Origin of the sequence: Streptomyces erythrochromogenes (assembly GCF_036170895.1) — a bacterium.
GTDB lineage: Bacteria > Actinomycetota > Actinomycetes > Streptomycetales > Streptomycetaceae > Streptomyces > Streptomyces erythrochromogenes.
On the sequence record NZ_CP108036.1, the window covers coordinates 7651826 to 7670889 of the forward strand.

19 protein-coding genes and 1 pseudogene are annotated in these 19064 nt (G+C 72.2%); 16 read left to right on the top strand and 4 right to left on the bottom strand.

Annotated features, from left to right (window positions below; all coding sequences use genetic code 11):
* Window positions 1–138 precede the first annotated feature (138 nt).
* Window positions 139–1317: an exonuclease SbcCD subunit D gene (locus OHA91_RS35035; RefSeq protein WP_328740691.1), complete on the top strand. Its 1179-nt coding sequence runs from the start codon at window positions 139–141 to the stop codon at window positions 1315–1317.
* Window position 1318: 1 nt separating this feature from the next.
* Complete coding sequence (locus OHA91_RS35040) at window positions 1319–4330, top strand: SMC family ATPase (RefSeq protein ID WP_328740692.1); 3012 nt, start codon at window positions 1319–1321, stop codon at window positions 4328–4330.
* 98 nt (window positions 4331–4428) lie between these two features.
* Here OHA91_RS35040 and OHA91_RS35045 read toward each other — a convergent pair whose 3' ends face one another.
* Window positions 4429–4647, bottom strand: a complete 219-nt coding sequence (locus OHA91_RS35045; protein ID WP_031157523.1) for a hypothetical protein — start codon at window positions 4645–4647, stop codon at window positions 4429–4431.
* A 236-nt stretch (window positions 4648–4883) separates the two neighbouring features.
* On the opposite strand from OHA91_RS35045, the gene OHA91_RS35050 reads away from it, so the two are divergent.
* The gene (locus OHA91_RS35050; RefSeq protein ID WP_063835657.1) at window positions 4884–5117 is read left to right on the top strand and encodes an acyl-CoA carboxylase epsilon subunit; all 234 of its coding nucleotides are present in this window, start codon (window positions 4884–4886) and stop codon (window positions 5115–5117) included.
* Between the two features lie 50 nt (window positions 5118–5167).
* Here the strand turns inward: OHA91_RS35050 and OHA91_RS35055 are convergent, their stop codons facing one another.
* A complete protein-coding gene (locus OHA91_RS35055) occupies window positions 5168–6802 on the bottom strand; it encodes an FAD-dependent oxidoreductase (RefSeq protein ID WP_031157528.1) in 1635 nt (544 codons plus the stop codon).
* 275 nt (window positions 6803–7077) lie between these two features.
* On the opposite strand from OHA91_RS35055, the gene OHA91_RS35060 reads away from it, so the two are divergent.
* The 10 genes from OHA91_RS35060 to OHA91_RS35105 all read left to right on the top strand — a co-directional run bounded on the left by OHA91_RS35060 (window position 7078) and on the right by OHA91_RS35105 (window position 14882).
* The gene (locus OHA91_RS35060; RefSeq protein ID WP_266505443.1) at window positions 7078–8175 is read left to right on the top strand and encodes a SchA/CurD-like domain-containing protein; all 1098 of its coding nucleotides are present in this window, start codon (window positions 7078–7080) and stop codon (window positions 8173–8175) included.
* A gap of 87 nt (window positions 8176–8262) precedes the next feature.
* Window positions 8263–8706: a cupin domain-containing protein gene (locus tag OHA91_RS35065; protein ID WP_030965476.1), complete on the top strand. Its 444-nt coding sequence runs from the start codon at window positions 8263–8265 to the stop codon at window positions 8704–8706.
* A complete protein-coding gene (locus tag OHA91_RS35070; protein WP_031157532.1) occupies window positions 8703–9974 on the top strand; it encodes a beta-ketoacyl-[acyl-carrier-protein] synthase family protein in 1272 nt (423 codons plus the stop codon). Before OHA91_RS35065 ends, OHA91_RS35070 begins: the two co-directional genes overlap by 4 nt.
* On the top strand, window positions 9971–11209 hold the full coding sequence (locus tag OHA91_RS35075) for a beta-ketoacyl synthase N-terminal-like domain-containing protein (protein WP_031157534.1): 1239 nt from the start codon (window positions 9971–9973) through the stop codon (window positions 11207–11209). The genes OHA91_RS35070 and OHA91_RS35075 overlap by 4 nt, the downstream gene beginning before the upstream one ends.
* Window positions 11210–11250: 41 nt before the next feature.
* Window positions 11251–11505 (top strand): acyl carrier protein, encoded by a 255-nt coding sequence (locus tag OHA91_RS35080; protein ID WP_031157536.1) that lies wholly within the window; start codon window positions 11251–11253, stop codon window positions 11503–11505.
* Between the two features lies 1 nt (window position 11506).
* Window positions 11507–11986, top strand: coding sequence for an SRPBCC family protein (locus OHA91_RS35085; RefSeq protein ID WP_031157538.1), 480 nt, complete (start codon window positions 11507–11509; stop codon window positions 11984–11986).
* A gap of 20 nt (window positions 11987–12006) precedes the next feature.
* Entirely contained in the window at window positions 12007–12348 is a 342-nt protein-coding gene (locus tag OHA91_RS35090) for a TcmI family type II polyketide cyclase (RefSeq protein WP_031157540.1), read from the top strand.
* Window positions 12349–12555: 207 nt separating this feature from the next.
* Window positions 12556–13188, top strand: a complete 633-nt coding sequence (locus tag OHA91_RS35095) for an NADPH-dependent FMN reductase (RefSeq protein ID WP_031157542.1) — start codon at window positions 12556–12558, stop codon at window positions 13186–13188.
* Between the two features lie 63 nt (window positions 13189–13251).
* Window positions 13252–14169, top strand: a complete 918-nt coding sequence (locus OHA91_RS35100) for a MurR/RpiR family transcriptional regulator (RefSeq protein ID WP_031157543.1) — start codon at window positions 13252–13254, stop codon at window positions 14167–14169.
* Window positions 14170–14495: 326 nt separating this feature from the next.
* Window positions 14496–14882, top strand: coding sequence for a hypothetical protein (locus tag OHA91_RS35105; protein ID WP_030848295.1), 387 nt, complete (start codon window positions 14496–14498; stop codon window positions 14880–14882).
* 21 nt (window positions 14883–14903) lie between these two features.
* On the opposite strand, the gene OHA91_RS35110 is transcribed toward OHA91_RS35105, so the two are convergent.
* The gene (locus tag OHA91_RS35110) at window positions 14904–15278 is read right to left on the bottom strand and encodes a hypothetical protein (protein ID WP_031157544.1); all 375 of its coding nucleotides are present in this window, start codon (window positions 15276–15278) and stop codon (window positions 14904–14906) included.
* Between the two features lie 205 nt (window positions 15279–15483).
* Between OHA91_RS35110 and OHA91_RS35115 the strand changes: the two genes are divergently transcribed.
* Together OHA91_RS35115 and OHA91_RS35120 are read left to right on the top strand one after the other, a co-directional pair.
* A complete protein-coding gene (locus tag OHA91_RS35115) occupies window positions 15484–15996 on the top strand; it encodes a hypothetical protein (protein ID WP_031157545.1) in 513 nt (170 codons plus the stop codon).
* A 42-nt stretch (window positions 15997–16038) separates the two neighbouring features.
* Window positions 16039–16287, top strand: a complete 249-nt coding sequence (locus tag OHA91_RS35120; protein ID WP_031157546.1) for a hypothetical protein — start codon at window positions 16039–16041, stop codon at window positions 16285–16287.
* A gap of 93 nt (window positions 16288–16380) precedes the next feature.
* Here OHA91_RS35120 and OHA91_RS35125 read toward each other — a convergent pair.
* A pseudogene (locus OHA91_RS35125) lies at window positions 16381–17311 on the bottom strand (histidine kinase); the annotation flags it as partial.
* 246 nt (window positions 17312–17557) lie between these two features.
* On the opposite strand from OHA91_RS35125, the gene OHA91_RS35130 reads away from it, so the two are divergent.
* Window positions 17558–18712: a hypothetical protein gene (locus tag OHA91_RS35130; RefSeq protein ID WP_051893786.1), complete on the top strand. Its 1155-nt coding sequence runs from the start codon at window positions 17558–17560 to the stop codon at window positions 18710–18712.
* The last annotated feature ends 352 nt before the right edge of the window (window positions 18713–19064 follow it).

Here is a 19064-nt window from a genome sequence, read left to right on the forward strand (position 1 = left end):
ATTTTCTTTCCGCCGGGACGGTGGCCCGCGGCCCAAGGGAGGAAACCTTCCCGCACCCGCCGGCGCACCGGTGTGTGCGGTTCCGCCTATCGGCAAAACCGTCCGGGGACCCCGTGGGTGCGGTTACGGTCTGGGCCCATGAAGTTCCTGCACACCTCGGACTGGCACCTGGGCCGCCGGTTCCACGGAGAAGACCTCATCGACGCCCAGCGCAAAGTCCTCGACCACATCTGCGAAACCGTCCGGACCGAACAGGTGGACGCGCTGCTCGTCGCGGGTGACGTCTACGACCGGGCCATCCCCGGCCTCGACGCCGTGCGCCTGTTCAGCCACGCCCTGCACCAGCTGGCGGACCTGGACATACCGACCGTCATGATCAGTGGGAACCACGACTCCGCCCACCGGCTGGGCGTCGGGGCCCGCCTGCTGGCCCGGGCCCGGGTGCACCTGCGGACCGACCCGGCCGACATCGACACCCCGATCCTGCTCGAGGACGCCGAAGGGCCCGTCGCCGTCTACGCAGTGCCCTACCTGGAGCCCACCCTCGTACACACCCAGCTCGGGGCCGAGACGGTGTCCCACCAGGCCGTGCTCACCTCCGCCCTGGACCGCGTCCGCGCCGACCTCGCCACCCGCCCCGAAGGCACCCGCTCCGTCGTCCTCGCCCACGCCTTCATCACCGCGGGCGACACCCCGGCCAGTGAGACCGGCAGCGAACGCAACATCAGTGTCGGCGGCGTCGCCCACGCCGGAGCCTCCGTGTTCGACGGCATCGACTACACCGCCCTCGGACACCTGCACCGGCCCCAACGGGTCACCGACCGCGTCCACTACAGCGGCTCCCCACTGGCCTACTCCTTCTCCGAAGCCGGACACGACAAGTCGCTGACGCTCGTCGACCTGCCGGGAAGCGCCGAACCCACCGTGACCCGCACGGCGTTACCGCCGGACCTGCAGCTTCCACTGGCCCGCATGACGGGCCACCTGGAGGACCTGCTGACCGACCCCGCCCAGGAGACCCTGGTCGAGTCCTGGCTGCACGTCACGCTCACGGACACCGCCCACCCGTACGAGCCGATGGCCCGCCTCAAGCAGCGCTTCCCCCACACCCTGCACATCGAGCACACCCCCGCCTTCATCCCTGCCCAGGCCACCACCTCCTACGGCGAGCGGCTGCGGGGCCGGGGCGACCTCGACATCACCCACGACTTCATCACCACCGTGCGCGGCACCGAGCCCACCGCCGAGGAGAGCGCGCTCCTCCAGGAAGCGATCGACGACTCCCGCACCAGCGCCCAGGAGAAGGAAGCCGTCTGACATGCGCCTGCACACCCTGCACCTGCAGGCGTTCGGCCCCTTCGCCGGCAGCCACACCGTCGACTTCGACGCCCTGACCCGCGACGGACTGTTCCTCCTCCACGGCGACACCGGAGCCGGCAAGAGCACCCTCTTCGCCGCAATCTGCGTCGCCCTCTACGGAGATCCCCCCACCGACCGCAAACTCCAACTGCGCAGCGACCACGCCCCCGCCGGCCTGCTCACCGAGGTGACGCTCGAAGTCACCCTCGCCGGCAAGCGGTTGCGGATCCGGCGCGTACCCGCCCAGCAGAAGCCCAAGGTCCGAGGGGAGGGAACCACCCAGCAGCCGGCCGAGACCCACCTCAGCCAATGGTCACCGGGCCCCTCGGGACAGGGCCACTGGGAAGCCCTGAGCAGGTCCCACAGGGAAGCCGCGGAAGAGATCAAGACACTGCTGGGGATGAGCCGGCAGCAGTTCTGCCAGGTCGTGCTCCTGCCGCAGAACGAGTTCACCAAGTTCCTGCGCGCAAGCGCCTCCGACCGCAAGGACCTGCTCGGCAAGCTCTTCCACACCCACCGGTTCGGATCCGTCGAGAGCTGGCTGGCCGCACGGAAGAACGCCCTCGCCACACAGCGCGACAAGGCCCGTACGTCCGTCGTGCACCTGACGGAACGCATCCAGCAGGAGGCGGGCAAGGAACTGGAGCCCCACGAGGGCGCCCCTCTCGTCGCCGACCCCGCCACCCTCACCGGCCCCGCCCTCGCCTGGGCAACCGCCCTGCACGCCAAGGCCGTCGCCCACGAGCGCGACGCAGCCACCGCCGCCGGGCTGGCAGAGGAGGAGCTGGCCGCCTTCCGCGACGCCGAGCGCGCCGTGCACGAACTCGCCTCCCGGCAGGAAGCCCACCGCCAGGCCGGCGAGCGGCTCAAGGCCCTGGACGAGCAGACGGACTTGCAGGCCGACCTCGGCCGACAACGACAAGAGGCCCTGCAGGGGCAGAAGGTCGCCCCCCTCCTGGAAGCCGCGGCCACCGCCGCCGGCCAGCACGTCCGCGCGCAGGAGGACGAGCGCCGGGCGCGTGCCGCCCTGAGCCCCGAGCACGCGGCGCTCGGCGCCGCCGACCTCACCCGCGCCGGGCAGCGCCTGCGGGCCGACATCGGCGCACTGCAGGCACTCCTGCCCGACGAGACCGCCCTCCAGCAGCAGATGACGGACCTGCGGAAACTGGACGACGAACGCCAGGAACTCGCCCAGGACCTGAACGACGCCGAGGCCTGGCTGGGCGAAGCGCCCCAGCGCCGTACGGAGTTGCGCGCACGGCTCGAAACCGCACGCACCGCAGAGGAGGCGGGCCGAAGGCACACCGCCGCACTGGACCTGCTCGCCGCCCGCGTCGACGCGGCGAAACGCCGTGACGCGCACGTCGAGGAGATCGGCGGGGCCGAGCAGGCCCTCGCGGCGGCGCAGGACGCGGCGAGCGAGGCCGCGCGGGAACACATCGACATCCGGCGCAGGCGCACGGACGGCATGGCCGCCGAACTCGCCCTCGGGCTCACCGACGGCGAACCCTGCGCGGTCTGCGGTTCACCCGTCCATCCGAACCCGGCCGCCCCGCACCCCGACCAGCCCACGGCCGCCGACGAGAAGCAGGCCGAAACCCGCCACGCGCAGGCCCAGGACACCGAGCGCAGGCTCCGGGACGGCCTGCAGCACCTGCTCCAGCAGGCGGCGGCAGCCCGAGGCGAGGCGGGCGGGGACACCGCCCTGGCGGACCTCACAGCCGAACACGCCACGCTGCGGGACCTCCTGGCAGCAGCCCTCGAAGCCGCGGCCGACAGCGGCCCGGCGACCGAGGAACTCGTCGCGCTGGAACGCCGGCACGCCCAGACCGACGAGGCCCGGACCGCAGCGGCCACCAGGCTCGCAGCGGCCGACGCCGCCTACGACGCACTGGCCCACCGCATCCAGGACCTCGACCGGAAGATCACCGGCGCCCGCGCCGGCGAACCGACCCTCACCCTGCGCATCGCGCGGCTCACCCGGACGGCCGACCACCTCACCACCGCGGCCGAACACTCCGGCGCCACCGCGCGCACGGCCGCCGAACACGAGGAGTCCACGCGAGCGGCGCAGCAGGCCGCCCGCTCGGCCGGCTTCGACTCCCCGGAGGCCGCCGCACGGGCGCGACGCTCCGACGAGGAGATCCGCAGCCTGGAAGAAGAGATCGACCAGTGGCGCGAACAGCGCGCCGTGGCCGCCGCGCGCCTGCAGGAACCCGACATCGCCGCGGCCGCGGCCCTGCCGCCCGCCGACCCCGGGGAAGCGACCGGGCGACTCGTCGCCGCCACCGCCCGCCACACCGGCGCGGCCGCCCGAGCCGTACACGCCGCCACGCGCGCCAGTGCCCTCGCGGACCTGCTGGGCCAGCTCACGACCCACATCGAGAACCTGGAACCGGCCGAACACGCCCACCGCACCGTCGACAACCTCCACGGCCTGATCAACGGCACCTCGCCAGGGAACCGGTTGCGCATGCAGCTGGAGGCCTACGTCCTGGCCGCCCGCCTCGAAGAGGTCGTCGCCGCCGCCAACACCCGCCTCACCCGGATGTCGGACCACCGCTACACCCTCGTCCACTCCGACGGCAGGGCCTCGCACGGCGCCCGCTCCGGCCTCGGCCTGAAGATCACCGACTCCTGGACGGGCAAGGAGCGTGACACCGACACCCTCTCCGGCGGCGAATCCTTCTTCGCCTCCCTCTCCCTCGCCCTCGGACTGGCCGACGTCGTCACCGCCGAATCGGGCGGCCAGGCCCTCGACACCCTGTTCATCGACGAAGGCTTCGGCACCCTCGACGAGGACACCCTCCACAAGGTCCTCGACGTCCTGGACTCCCTGCGCGCGCACGACCGTACGGTCGGAGTCATCAGCCACGTCCCGGAACTCCGCCGGCGCATCACCCACCGCCTCCACATCCGCAAGACGACCACGGGCTCGACCCTCGCCCAGCTGACCGAGGCGGAGCAGTAACGCCGTCCTCGCGCTGCGCCCCGTGACACGTTCCGTCCGCCGCCGCGGCGATCGCGGCGGCGGACGGAACTCACCCGTGCGGCCCAATCCGCCGGATTTCAGCGGGGCGGGCCCAGTACCTCCTCGGCGCCGGGAAGGTCGTGGACGCAGACGCCCCGCCCGGTCAGCGGCAACAGCCCCGCCAGCGGGCACGACACGGGCATCTCGTGGTCGACCTCCCACTGCCCGACCTTGTTCCCGCCCGTGTGGTCCGTCGTGCAGACGGCGTACAGGTGGCCGGCGCACCCCCGGCAGAGCAGGGGCTGGTGGCCCTTCACGGGCGTCCCGCCGGGTGCGGCCGACTCGGCGTGCCGCGTCCGGCGGGCGCTTGTACCGTCGGTCGCGACAGGAGTCCTTGAGATCCAAGAGGACCCCACAGGCCGGTTCGCGCATGCGGAACACGTCCCGTCAGCGCGCCGAGCCACCCGTGTGCCGCCCGCGTCGATGCCGAGCCGGTCAGCCCCTCGCGACGCGACAGGGCGCACGCGCAGCCCCCGTGAGAGAGGCCGTGCCGATGTCGAACGATGTTCCGATAGCGAGCCTGCTGCGTGTGGAGAGGGGCGTCGCCGCCCCGGAGGAACTGGCCGCGATCGCGGTCGTCGTCGCCTGTTACGCGAACCGGACCTCCCTCGACCGTGACCGCGGCGCGACGGGCGGCGCCGGGAAGGGGGCCGGCAGCGGCTCCGGCCGCCGCCGTACCGTCCAGTCCGACGCCGGCTGCTGGGCAGGTTGCTGGACCTGCCGCTGAACCCCGTCCGCCGGCCGCGCGCACGGCCGGCGGACGGGGGGAGTGGGTGGTCACGCCCGGCGCAGCACCGTCGAGAGGACCTCGCGCAACGCCGCCTCCGGGTCGGCCGCGGCACCTTCCGAGCGCCAGGCCACGAACCCGTCCGGGCGTACGAGCACGGCGCCGTCGGCGCCCAGCCGGTGGACCTCGGTCCAGGGGGCGCCGCCCTGCGCAACCAGGTCCGCAGCCGGCCCGGAGCCGATCGTGTACGCGTCCAGCCGCACCTTCAGCTGTCCCGCCACCTGCTCCGCGGCCGCCTGCCACGGCGTACCCGCGCCGCTGAGCAGCACGAAGGAACGCTCGTACAGGTCCAGGGTGGAGATCCGCTCACCGGCCCTGGTCAGCCACATGTGCGGGGCCCGGGTCCCGGTGTCGCCCATCGACGTCAGCGTCTCCGGGATGACGGGCCGCCCCGGGTCGCCGCCGACGAGCGCGCCCTGCGTGTAGCAGTAGGCCATCGCCGTGGTGAGGACACCGCTGCCCGGCCCGCCGCCCATGGTGGGCGGAGGCACGTATCCCGGGTGGCTGTGTTCGGCCGAACGGGCCGACGCCCGCTCGCTCGTGGCCCTGGCCACCGGAAGCCGCTCGGCCTGGTAGGTGTCGAGCAGCCCGATGCCCGCCGACCCGTTCAGCACCGCGGCGATCTTCCACGCCAGGTTGTGCGCGTCCTGGATGCCCGTGTTGGAGCCGAAGGCCCCGGTGGGCGACATCTCGTGGGCGGCGTCCCCGGCCAGGAACACCCGTCCGGACGAATACCGCTCGGCCACCCGTTCGGCCGCGTGCCACGGTGCCTTCCCGCCGATCTCCACGTCCAGGTCGGGTACGCCGATCGCCTCGCGGATCTGGTCCACGCACCGCTCGTCGGTGAAGTCCTCAAGGGTCTCGCCCTGGTCGGGGTGCCACGGGGCGTGGAAGACCCACTGGGTGTCGTTGTCCACCGGCAGCAGCGCCCCGTCGGCACCCGGGCGCATCAGGTAGCAGACGATGAAGCGCAGGTCGCCCAGCACCTTCACCAGCCGCTCAGAGCGGAAGGTGACGCTCACGTTGTGGAACAGCTCGCCGTTACCGGTCTGGGGGATCCGCAGCTGCTCGCGGACGGGGCTGCGCGGTCCGTCCGCCGCGATCAGGAAGTCCGCGCGCACCGTGATGTGCTCGCCCGTCGTTCGGTCCTTCACCACGGCGTTCACCCCGGTGGAGTCCTGGTCGAAGCTCATCAGCTCGTTGCCGAAGCGGATGTCGGCGCCCTGCGCCCGGCTCTGCTCGGCCAGCACCGGCTCGATGTTGTTCTGGCTGCACAGACACCACTCCGTCGGGCTGAAACGCGCCAGCGCGCCGGACGGGTCGATGGACTTGATGAGCCAGTTGTGGTCGGCGGCGTCGGTCAGCGACCGCGCCTGCAGAATGCCCTGAATGCCCTCCAGTACGGACGCCGCCCGGCGGATCGCGCGCTCCGCCCCTGCTGTGCGGAACAGCTCCATCGTCCGGGCGTTGATGCCACGGCCGCGCGGGTGCGCGGAGGTACCGGAGTGCTTCTCGACCAGCAGGTGCCTCACTCCGTGGCGGCTCAGGAAAAGCGAGGTGGACAGGCCCACGAGGGAGCCGCCCACGACGAGAACCGGTACGCGAACATCGGCGTTGTCTTCCATCAGCTGCGGGCTCCTGTTTTCTGTGTGGGGGAGTGGACTCTTTATGCCCCCGATCCGGGATGAGGCCCAGTTGATTCGCCGGTTGTCACCCGCTTGATCCTGACATGTAGCGGTACGCCCCTACCCGGATGACGATGAGCGACAGCGGCTCCCCCCGGGACGCGCCGGCCTGTCCTTCCCCGGCGCGGCGGCCGCCGGCCCGGGCGGACGCCACCGGTGACGGACGAGGGGTCCGTACGCGATGGATCTCCACCCCCTCATGAAGGAGTGAGTAGATGACAACCACCCTGTCCGAACGGGTGTCGCAGTCAGCCTTCGACGGCTCCATGCTCCGGGTCGTCCTTCTGATGGACCTCCACGAGGGGACCCAGCAGCGGTTCTTCGAGGCGTACGAAAAGCTCCGCAACGACATCGCGTCGGTCCCGGGCCACATCAGCGACCAGCTGTGCCAGTCCTTCGAGAACCCCTCGCAGTGGCTGATCACGAGCGAGTGGGAGAGCGCCCCGCAGTACCTCGCCTGGGTCAACAGCGAGCACCACGCCGAACAGGTACGCCCGCTCGGCGCATGCGCGCGCTCCATGCGCCCGCTCAAGTTCACCGTCCTGCGCGAGACCGGCCGGGGCTACGACCAGGCGGCCCGCCCCTCCACGGCGCGCCTGCAGTCCACGCCCCGCCTGGGCGCCGGCATCGTTCGCCACGCCCTGACCTTCACGGTCAAGCCGGGCAGTGAGAAGGAGGTCGCGGCGATCCTGTCCAGCTACGCCTCCCCGGCGGCCCGCGTCGACGACCACACCCGCCTGTGCCGCACCTCGCTGTTCATGCACGGCAACCGGGTGGTGCGGACGGTCGAGGTCCAGGGCGACCTGATGGCAGCCCTGCGGCACGTCTCGGAACAGCCCGAGGTGCGCGCCGTCGAGGAGGCCATCAACCCCTACCTCGAACAGGACCGCGACCTCGGCGACCCGGAGTCGGCCCGCATGTTCTTCATGCGCGCCGCCGTCCCGGCCGTCCACCACATCGCCGCACCGGAGCCCGAGTCCGCCGAGGTGCAGCGGCACGCGATCTACTACCCGGCGAAGCCCGGCTGCGGCCAGGCGCTCGCCAGGTTCCTCGCCCGGCAGGACGAGGCGGCCGCACGCCGGTCCACGAGCCCCGTTCGGAGCAGCAGCATCTTCCAGCGCGACGACATCGTCGTCCGGCTGATCGACGTGCGCGGCCCGCTGAAGGCCGACCCCGAGACCGTCTACGGAGTCTCGGGCCCCCGCAAGGCCGCGGTGCTCGACCGGCTGACGCTCGCGCCCGGCGGGCGGACTCGCTCCGCGCACCACACCATGAACCTGATCACCGACCGCCGGGCACCCGCGCAGTCCTGATCCCCCCGGGCCGTCCGGCCCCACCCACCTCGACCCCCCACCCCGATCTCCGTCGAGGCTCTCCCCACACGCCAGGAGGCACTCACCATGACCCAACAGCGCCCACGCATCGTGGACCTGAGCGAGACGCCGCCCAACCGCCGGCGCGGTGGCGACCTGAGGGCCGTACTCACTCCGACCTCGGTGGGTTCGACCAGCGGCTTCATGGGCCTGGCCATCATGGCCCCCGGAGAGTCGATCGCCGAGCACTACCACCCGTACTCCGAGGAGTTCGTGTACGTCGTCAGCGGCCGGCTGGAGGTCGACCTCGACGGGGAACCCCACCCGCTGCGCACCGACCAGGGACTGCTCGTCCCCCTGAACACCCGCCACCGCTTCCGCAACGTCGGGGACACCGAGGCCCGCATGGTCTTCCACCTCGGCCCCCTCGCCCCGCGCCCCGAGCTGGGACACGTGGACACCGAACAGGCGCCGAACCCGGAGGGAACCGCATGGGAGCAGCCGCCGGACCGTACAGGAGCGGTCTCGTGACCCGCCGGCGGGTGGCCGTCACCGGAGTGGGCGTCGTCGCGCCCGGCGGCATCGGCGTCCGCGACTTCTGGGACCTGCTGGCCAACGGCCGTACGGCGACGCGGGCCATCAGCCTCTTCGACCCGAAGGGATTCCGCTCCCGGATAGCCGCGGAGGTCGACTTCGACCCCGCCGCGCACGGCCTCGACGACGAGGAGACGGCCCGCGCGGACCGGTACATCCAGTTCGCCCTGGTCGCCGCCCGCGAGGCGGTGCGCGACGCCGGACTCGACCTCACCTCCGACGAGGTCTGGCGGACCGGTGTCTCCCTCGGCACCGCCGTCGGCGGCACCACCCGTCTGGAGCACGACTACGTCGCCGTCAGCCAGTCCGGCTCCTGGTGGGACGTGGACCACAAGCTGGCCGGCCGGCACTTGCACCGGGCGTTCACGCCGGCCACCCTCGCCTCCGCCGTCGCGGAGCAGACGGGAGCACGCGGGCCCGTCCAGACCGTCTCCACCGGCTGCACATCGGGACTCGACGCCATCGGGTACGCCGTGCACGCCATCGCCGAGGGCCGGATGGACGTGTGCATCGCCGGAGCCTCGGACTCGCCGATATCGCCGATCACCGTGGCCTGCTTCGACGCCATCAAGGCGACCTCGCCCAACAACGACGACCCGGCCCACGCCTCCCGTCCGTTCGACGCCGACCGGGACGGGTTCGTCCTCGGCGAGGGCGGCGCCGTCCTCGTCCTCGAAGAGCTGGAACACGCCCGCGCCCGCGGTGCGACCGTCTACTGCGAGATCGGCGGCTACGCCACCTTCGGCAACGCCCACCACATGACCGGGCTGACCACCGAGGGCCTGGAGATGGCCCGCGCCATCGAAACCGCCCTCGCCCAGGCCGGGATCGCCGCCGACGAGATCGACTACGTCAACGCGCACGGCTCCGGCACCAAGCAGAACGACCGCCACGAGACCGCGGCGGTCAAGAGGGTCCTGGGCGACCACGCATACAAGACGCCGATGACCTCCATCAAGTCCATGGTGGGTCACTCCCTCGGCGCCATCGGGGCCATCGAACTCGCGGCCTGCGTCCTCGCCATGGTCCACCAGGTGGTGCCGCCGACCGCCAACTACGAGACCCCCGACCCCGAATGCGACCTGGACTACGTGCCCAAGGTCGCCCGGGACCGGAAACTGCGCAGCGTGCTCTCCGTGGGCAGCGGCTTCGGCGGCTTCCAGTCCGCCGTGGTCATGACCCGGCCGAAGGAGGAGGTCTCGTGACCAGCCGTACGGTCATCACGGGCATCGGGGTCGTCGCGCCCAACGGCGTCGGCGCCGACGCCTTCTGGAAGGCGACCCAGTCCGGCGTCAGCGTCCTGGACCGCGTCACCAGGTCGGGCTGCGAGCACCTGCCGCTGCGCGTCGCGGGCGAGGTCAGGGGCTTCGACCCCGGCGCCCTGGTCGAGGACCGCTTCCTCGTCCAGACCGACCGGTTCACCCACCACGCCCTCGCCGCGGCCGACCTCGCACTGGAGGACGCCCGGCTCGGCCGGGCCGACTACGAGGGCGACCCGTTCTCCTTCGGCGTCGTCACCGCCGCCGGCTCCGGCGGCGGTGAGTTCGGCCAGCGCGAACTGCAGCACCTCTGGGAGCAGGGGCCGCGTTTCGTGGGCCCGTACCAGTCGATCGCCTGGTTCTACGCCGCGAGCACCGGCCAGATCTCCATCCGCCGCGGGCTGAAGGGGCCTTGCGGGGTCGTCTGCAGCGACGAGGCGGGCGGGCTCGACGCCTTCGCGCACGCCGACCGGGCGATCCGCCAGGGCAGCCGGGCCATGCTGGTCGGAGCGACGGAGGCGCCCCTCGCGCCGTACTCCATCGTCTGCCAGCTGGAGTACGAGGGGCTGAGCACCCGGGACGACCCGGAGCGCGCCTACCGGCCGTTCACCGACCAGGCCTGCGGCTACGTCCCTGCGGAGGGCGGCGCGATGTTCGTCGTCGAGGCCGAGGACGAGGCCCGCCGCCGCGGCGCCACCGTACGCGCCGTACTGGCCGGGCACGCCGCGACCTTCAGCGGCACCCGACGGCGGGACGAGGCCGGCGAGGGGCTGGCCCACGCCGTCCGCGGCGCCCTCCGGGAAGCCCGCTGCGCCCCCGAGGACATCGACGTCGTCTTCGCCGACGCCCTCGGGACCCCGGAGGCGGACGCGGCCGAAGCGGCCGCGATCCTCCACGCCCTCGGCGACCACGGACGCAAGGTGCCGGTCACGGCGCCCAAGTCCGGTACCGGCAGGGCGTACTGCGCGGCTCCCGCGCTCGACACCGCGGCCGCGGTCCTGGCCCTGGAGCACGGCGTCGTCCCGCCGACCCCGAACGTCTACGACGTGTGCCACGACCTCGACGTGGTGACGGGCAGCGCCCGGTCGGCGGAACTGCGCACCGCGCTCGTGCTCAGCCGCGGCCGGATGGGCTCGAACTCCGCGCTCGTCGTCCGCAAGGGCTCCCCGACGGCCTCCTAGTCCGCTGGACCCGAGCGGCCCCTCACAGGAAGAGAGCACACATGTCCGACCGACTGACCGTGGAGGAACTGGCGGCCCTGATGAAGACCGCCGGCATCACCGTCGATCCCACCGAGATGGCGAGCCGTCCGGACTCCTCCTTCGACGAGTTCGGCCTCGATTCGCTGGGCCTGCTCGGCATCGTCGGTGAGCTGGAGAACCGGCGCGGACGGGCCCTGCCCACCGACGCCGACCGCTGCAAGACCCCCGGGGAATTCCTCGACCTCGTCAACAACAGCCTGATGACCGGAGCCTGACATGCCAGGACACACCGAGAACGAGATCACCGTCAACGCGCCCGTGGAGCTCGTGTGGGAGATGACCAACGATCTCCCCAACTGGCCCCAGCTGTTCAGCGAGTACTCCTCGCTGGAGATCCTCGAGCAGAAGGGGGACACCACCACCTTCCGCCTGACCATGCACCCCGACGAGAACGGCAAGGTGTGGAGCTGGGTCTCGGAGCGCACCGTCGACCGCCAGGGCCTCACGGTCCGCGCCCGGCGCGTGGAGACGGGCCCCTTCGCCCACATGGACATCCACTGGCAGTACTTCAAGGTGCCCGGCGGCACCCGGATGAAGTGGACCCAGGACTTCGCGATGAAGCCCGAGGCGCCCGTGGACGACGACTGGATGACCGACAACATCAACCGCAACTCCCCGATCCAGATGGCGCTCATCCGCGACAAGATCGAGCAGCGCGAACGCGAGGGCCGCGCTCCGGCCGCCAGCCGTCTCTGAAACGAAAGGCAGGCAGTCGGATGAACGACACGCACCGCGCTCTCATCGTCGCCCGCATGGCGCCGGGATCGGGCCCCGACATCGCCGAGCTCTTCGCGGACTCGGACGCGGGTGAACTGCCGCACCTGGTAGGGGTCACACGCCGGAGCCTCTTCCAGTTCGGCGACGTCTACATGCACTTCATCGAGGCGGACCGGCCGCCCGGCCCGGCCATCGCCAAGGTCACCGAGCACCCGGAGTTCCGGATGCTGAGCGAGCGCCTCACGGCGTACGTCAGTCCGCACAACCCGGAGACCTGGCGCAGTCCGAAGGACGCCATGGCCCACGAGTTCTACCGCTGGGAGAACCCCGGCGCGAAGTGACCCGGCGGCCCGGACGGGACCCGCACACCGGCGTGTGCGGGTCCCGCCGCGCGTGGGCCGGCCACGGAAACAGGGCAGAGCAGCGGAGCAGCAGAGAAGCAGCAGAGAAGCAGCGGACGAGCAGGAGACGGCATGAACCCGACCGACACCGACCACTTCCCGGCGGATCCGGGCCGCCCGCACGACGGCGAGCACCCGCGCACCTCGCTGCGCGCGCTCGTGCTGTCCGGGTCCTCCCGTACCGGCTCGGTCAACGTCCGCCTCGCGGCCCTCGTCGCCGCGATGGTGCGCGAGGCCGGGGCCGTCGCGGAACCCGTCACCCTCCGCGACTTCCCCATGCCGCCCTACGACGGCGACGCCGAAGCCGGCGAGGGGCTGCCGGAGGGCGCCCTGGCCCTGTGCAAGCGGATCGAGGCCGCGCAGGCGCTGATCATCGCCTCGCCCGAGTACAACGCCTCCGTGCCCGGCGTCCTGAAGAACGCCGTCGACTGGGTCTCCCGCTACCGTCCGCAGCCCTTCAAGGACAAGCAGACCCTGCTGGTCTCGGCTTCGCCCTCGATGGTCGGCGGCAACCGGGGTCTGTGGGCCCTGCGCGTTCCCCTCGAACACCTCGGCGCCCGCGTCTACCCCGACATGTTCAGCCTGGCGGGCGCCCACCAGGCCTTCACCGAGGACGGCGCCCTGACCGACGCGGACCTCGGCGAGCGGCTCGGCGCGACGATCGGCTCCTTCCTCGACCTCGTCGAGGCGGACACCCGCTACCTGTGCCTCCAGCGCCGCTGGTACGAGTTCCTGGGCGACCGCACCGACGCCCCGGTCACCTCCCGCGCCCAGGACTGATCATCATCGGCCACGGGGGGTGAGCTATGTTTGGCGCGAGTGACGTGAGAAGGAGGCCCTCCGGTGTCATCGGGGCAGCAGGCACGCGCGCAAGCGGCTGCGATCACGCCGAGCGGTCAGTCGGCCACGGAGGTCCGCCCTCCGGCCGACCGGCTCCTCGCGCTCTTCGACGGCCGCCGCCTGTCCCCGGGCCAGCGGCGCATCGCCCAGTACCTGATCGACCACCTCACCGAGGCCGCGTTCTTGTCGATCACCGAGCTCGCCGAACGGGTGGGCGTCAGCCAGCCCTCCGTCACCCGGTTCGCGGCCTCCCTCGGTTTCAGCGGCTACCCGGCCCTGCGCGACGTGCTCCAGCCGATCGCGTTGAGCGCGGTGGCCGGCGCCCCGGACACCCGTGAGCAGATCCGCCGCAACGAACTCCAGGCGGCCGTCGACGCGGAGATCGAGAACCTGGAGAACGTACGCCGGCTGCTCGCCGACACCAACCAGGTGCTGGACATCGGCCGAGAGCTGGCCGCATCGGTGCCGCTGACGATCCTCGGGCTGCGCATCTCGGTCTCCCTCGCGGAGTACTTCGCGTACGCGGCGCGGCGCATCCACCCCGACGTGCGCCTCGTGACGCGCGGCGGCAGCGTGGCCTTCGACGCGCTGCTCCAGTCCAGGGCGGCCGGCGGGACCTGGGTGCTGGCGTTCGCCATGCCGCGGCACGCCAAGGAGACCCTGTCCGCCGTCCGCGCGGCCCGCAGCACCGGGCTGCGGGTGGTCCTGATCACGGACCCCACCCTCGGGCCCCTGGTGGACGAGGCCGACGTCGCCCTGACCGCGGCGACCGGTTCCCGCCTGGTGTTCGACTCCTACGCGGCGCCCGGGATGCTCTCGGCGGCCCTGCTGCAGGCGATGGCGGATGCGGATCCGGAGCGGACCCAGGCCCGTCTGGAGGACTACGAGCACGTGGCCGACCAGCACGGCTTCTTCCTGTAGACGTTCTTCAGGCCCTCCGCGCGAGTTCACCAGGCGATATTCAGCCTTCGAAGTGCATGAAATTTTTCATGCGCTTGCTTACTCGACGGTATATATGTTTACTGACGGACGGCGCTCCTGATCCACCAGATGCCAAGGAGGACGACCCCACGTCCTCTCGAACGCGCCGCGGTACGACGAACCTCCTCCTCACGTCGCGACCGCGGGTCGAGTCCAGGCTTTCGGATCCCGCAGAGCGCCCATGGCGGCCTCGGTCAACCCCTGGGCCGAGGCCGCCCCTCAGAACGTCTCGATCAGAGCTTCGACACCACTCGGAAGTGACGAGAATGCCCCAGACGGCCACGTTTACGCTCAGCCCGGACTGGCCCCTGCAGGTCAAGGCGCCCGGTACCCACGACTGGGAGCGCACGGCCACGCGCTGGCTGCGGGACCTCCTCCCGGCCCGCTACGGCGGCTACCTGACCCTCACCCGTCACCACGCACTCCTCGCCCGGCACGTCCAGCTCCAGCTCCAGCACGAGATGCGCGCGGTGCGGGCGGCCCTGCAGACCAGCCGCGCCGAGCTGCCCACGATGGGCATAGCCGAGTCGGTCATCGAGAACTCGATCAGGATGTACGCCCTGGAGCTCGAGCAGCTGGGCCGCCTCGCCCGCGGTGCGCGGCTGGTCTCGGACGCGCTCCTGGTGGGCACCCCCGCCCAGCGCCGGCGCTGACCGGCGGCTCCGGAGCGGCCCTCAGGCGGTCTGCCACGAGCGCAGCCGGGCGGCGACGTCGAAGACGCTGACGCGCAGCATGCGGATGTCGGTGATGAGGTCGCGCCACTGCTCGTAGGAGGCCTCGACCGCCTTCCCGGAGGCCTCGATGTAGGCGACGGCCACCCCGTAGGCGAAGTACTCGTTCGAGGTGGGCAGCGGCCGGAGCAGCACGATCGCGTCGAGCAGGGCGGCCGCGCGCCAGTAGGCGTCGGGGTCGTCCACTTCCAGGCTGGGCGTGTTGACCCGGTGCCGGGCCACGGCGGCGACCAGGGCGGAGTGGTCGGCCACCTCCACGTCCTTGAACAGCGCCTCCTGCCGCTCCAGCAGCCAGCGGTGATCGATGTGCAGTTCCACGCGTCCGAGTATCCCCGCCCCGCCCCCGCCCGTGGGGCTTTTCGGCCCCGACGGTGGGGACGGCGTCCGCTCCGTGCGTCGCTCCCGCCGTCGGTCGCGCCTGCGCTCGCACGGCGCCCCGCGAGATCCGATCGCGCAGAGGTGTTCCGCGGCGGGACTTTGCCTCCTACGGTCTGTGCAGCACAGTTCCGGACCAGGAGGCAGCGTGAAGCGCGAGATCGGCATGGACATCGACCAACTGGTGACGGCGATGCAGGCGGTCGACGAGGCGGGGCGGCTCTTCGAGGAGGCGCTCGCGGCGTACGAGTCGCGCGGCCTGAAGCGCACCAGCGACGACTTCAAGGTGGCGGGCGGCTCCGTGCAGACGCTCCAGGGCGCCGAGGAGATGGCCCTGGGCACCCGGAAGTTCCTCGCCGAGCTCGCGCTGATCCTCGGCTACGCGACGGCCGGCATCGAGGACCGCGTGCCCGCCCGGCCGGCGGTCGCCCGGGCCGGTTTCACCGGCATCAGCGGCGGCGGCGCCCGGATGGCGCGCCCGCTGCTGGACCCGACGCTGCGGGGACTGCGCCTGCTGCTCGACGTCGACTTCTTCGAGCCCGCCTTCAAGGCAGAGATCGAGGAGGTCATCCGCGCCGAGAAGGCGACCTACCCCGACCCCGCCACGTTCCGCATCCGCGCGTCGGCCGACGCCGCCGCCTCCGTAGGCCGAACGCGCTGACCCCGGGATGCCGGACCGGTCCGGCCGGGCGAGGCTGGGGGTATGCATCATGCGCCCGTCGTCGTACACCGCATCTTCCCGTCGGGAGGCCGGCAGGTCACCCTGCGGACCGCCAACAGGGAGGAGCCCCTCGGCCTGGCCCGCTCGGACGAGGACCTCATCGAGTTCCTGCGGCGGGCGGGCATGCCCGACCCCGACGACGTCGTCCTCGGCGGCACCGAACTGGTGGAGTGGGAGTCGGACACCCCGCACGTCTACGAGGCGGACCAGCCGACCGGAGACCTCCCCTGACCCTGTCTTCCCGGGAGGCCCGGTGCCTCGACTCCCTGCGGCGCCGGTGGAGCCCGCCCCGGCAGCCGGTTCGCGGGGCTCGACCGGCCGGGGCGCCTCCTGGAGGATGCGGAAGGCGGCCAGATCCACCCCGGGCGGCAGCGCCAGGGCCTCGCCCTCGGCCGTCACCTCCACCCGGAGCCCGGCCGCGGCCGCCTGCTCGACCAGCTCGGGGAGCCTGTCGAGCCCGGGCGCGGGCGTCCGGGGTGCCTCGCCGGGGCACCGGAGGGTGTCGAGGACCTGCCGGACCTCGCCCAGCGCCTCCTCGCTGGCCGCCTTGATGGTGGACAGGGCGCTACGGGCCTGTTCGGGATCGGAGTCGAGCAGCGCCAGGCCGACGCCGGCCTGCACATTGATCACCGAGATGCTGTGGGCGAGGACGTCGTGCAGCTCGCGGGCGATCCGCAGCCGCTCCTCGTCCACCCGGCGTTTCGCGGCCGCGGCCCGCTCGGAGCGCTCGCGGGCCCACTGCTCCCGGCGTACGCGGACCAGCTCGGCGACGGCGAGCACCGCGAGCACCCAGGCGGTGACGCCCACTTCCTGCGCCCAGGGCGTCGGGCCGTCCCCGGCGGGCGGGAGCCACCGGTACAGCCAGTGCCCGATGAGCAGGTGCCCGGCCCAGAGCAGGCCGACGGCTCCCCAAGCGGCCCGGCGCCGCCCGGCGACGACGGCGGCGAAGCAGGCCAGGGCGAGGCTGAGGAACACGGGGCCGTACGGATAGCCGCAGGCCACATAGACCAGGGTGACCACGCTGACCCCATAGGCGACGGCCGCCGGATACCGGTGCCGCACCACGAGCAGGGCGGGCCCGATGAGCAGCAGGCGCAGGGTGGGCCATCCGCCCGCTCTGGGCGTGGGCGGCCCACCCGGCGCCGACCTGTGCGAAGACCGCGACGAGCAGCGCGGAGCGCCAGGCCGGGCCCCGCCCGGCCCGCTCCACCCATTGCCGCCACGGGGGACCCGGGCGCTCGCGCAGCTCGTCCATACCGCCACGCTATGCCGCCCCCGCCGTCACCCGCGTCACCCCGGCGTAGCGTTTTCGGCGTACTCCCCACGTAGTACCCGTATGACATCGCCCGGTATCGCCAGGCATGGTCAGGACTGCGCCGGCGGGAGGAACCGGATGTTCCGCCCCTGGCGCCGACGGGTTGGAGCGCTGACGTACATTGTCCAACGGCCCGCTGGGCCGGGACGGACAAATAGGGCGAGTGTGGGCAGGAGTGGCCAGGACATGGCACGACGCGGACGTGACGGGGCGGACCTCGGAGTCACCTCCGTCGAGCCCGCCGTCCCGGGCCCCGAGATAGCCGCGGCCGCCGACGACGGGCACCTCGCGCCGGGTTGGCTGCGCCTGGGACGCGACGGCCGGCTGACCGCCTACGCGAGCTGCGCCGAGGGTCTGGTGCGGTGGACCGAGTCGGCACCAGGCTCGGACGTCTGGCACGGCCCCGACCTCTTTCCCGTGGAGGGGTGGGGCGGCCGCTTCACCCTCACCCAGGACGCGAACGGTTTCGTCTGGTTCGCCGGGACCCGCTACCGGGAGGGCGCGCCGAACGGTCGCGAACTGGTCGTCGCCGCCCAGTACCAGACCGGCCGCCCGCTCGGAGACTGGCGCTCCGTCGGCAACCCGTTCCCGGAGAAGGAGGAGGAGCCCCAGCCTGTGCAGGGGGACCCGATCGTGCTGCCCGACGGCGCCGGCGCGCTCCACGTGCTCGCCACCCGCTTCGGGATCGGCGCACGGGGCCGGACCCGTCGGCCTGACGGCATATGGGGTAAATGGCAGGATTATCAGGGCAAATGGGTGCGTGGTGCCGTCGTTCCGCTGGTGACGACCCTGGGGCGGGCGGAGTTCCTGGTTCCGTTCCGGGGCGGGGCCTCGTACTGGGGTCAGAGCGGACCGGGCGCCGACTTCAAGTGGTTCGGGCGCATGCAGGCCGACGCCGTCGAGGGGACGCACAGCTCCTTCGAGACCGGCTCGGGCACGGGCACCTACTTCTGGCGGCACCCGGCGGACGGTGGCGTGATCGCCTACCGCCCGCAGGCCCGCGCCGGCGCTGCGTCCATGTTCATGCCGTTGGGCGGCGCCGGCGGAGTGGGTCCCGTGGGCATCACCCGTGCCCGGATCAACGGCTACGACTGCACCGTCCTGCTCCAGCGTGGCGCCGAGGGGTATCCCGAGATCGCCGCTTACCCCACGGAGGGTGAGCAGTACGGCGCCTGGTGGGCACCCGTGGGGGATCGGTGTGCAGGGTTGCCCGCCATCGCCCGCGACGCCCGCGGCGCGGTCACGATCGCGATGATCGACACGGGCGGCGGGTTGCGGATCGCCCGCCAGGACCTTTCCGACGCGGGCCTCGTGTTCGGGCCCTGGTGCCACGTGGGGTGACCTACCTCACCGCGTACAGGGGCGCTCCGGCGCCGGAATGCCATCCCCCGCATACGCCGCCCCAACCGATGGGTAGTTGACGCGTCCAACACGCGTCGGATGCCATCACTCGTTCGCATGCGTGAAGGTTTGGGGGGCTTGAGCGCTTGTGAATAGTTGCTCGGCGTTGAGCAGTTGGCCTACGCTGCGCACACCCTGTGAAGGTCGTATAAGTGTGCGGTCACGGGGGTGGGGAGGGTCGAGCGTGCGGGGAGCGGTGGTGACCAGATTCAGGGGCGGGTCTGGCGGCACGCCGCAGCATCTCCCGGTGCGCCGTGACAAGTGCGTCTACCGAGGAGTTTGCTGAGTGGCA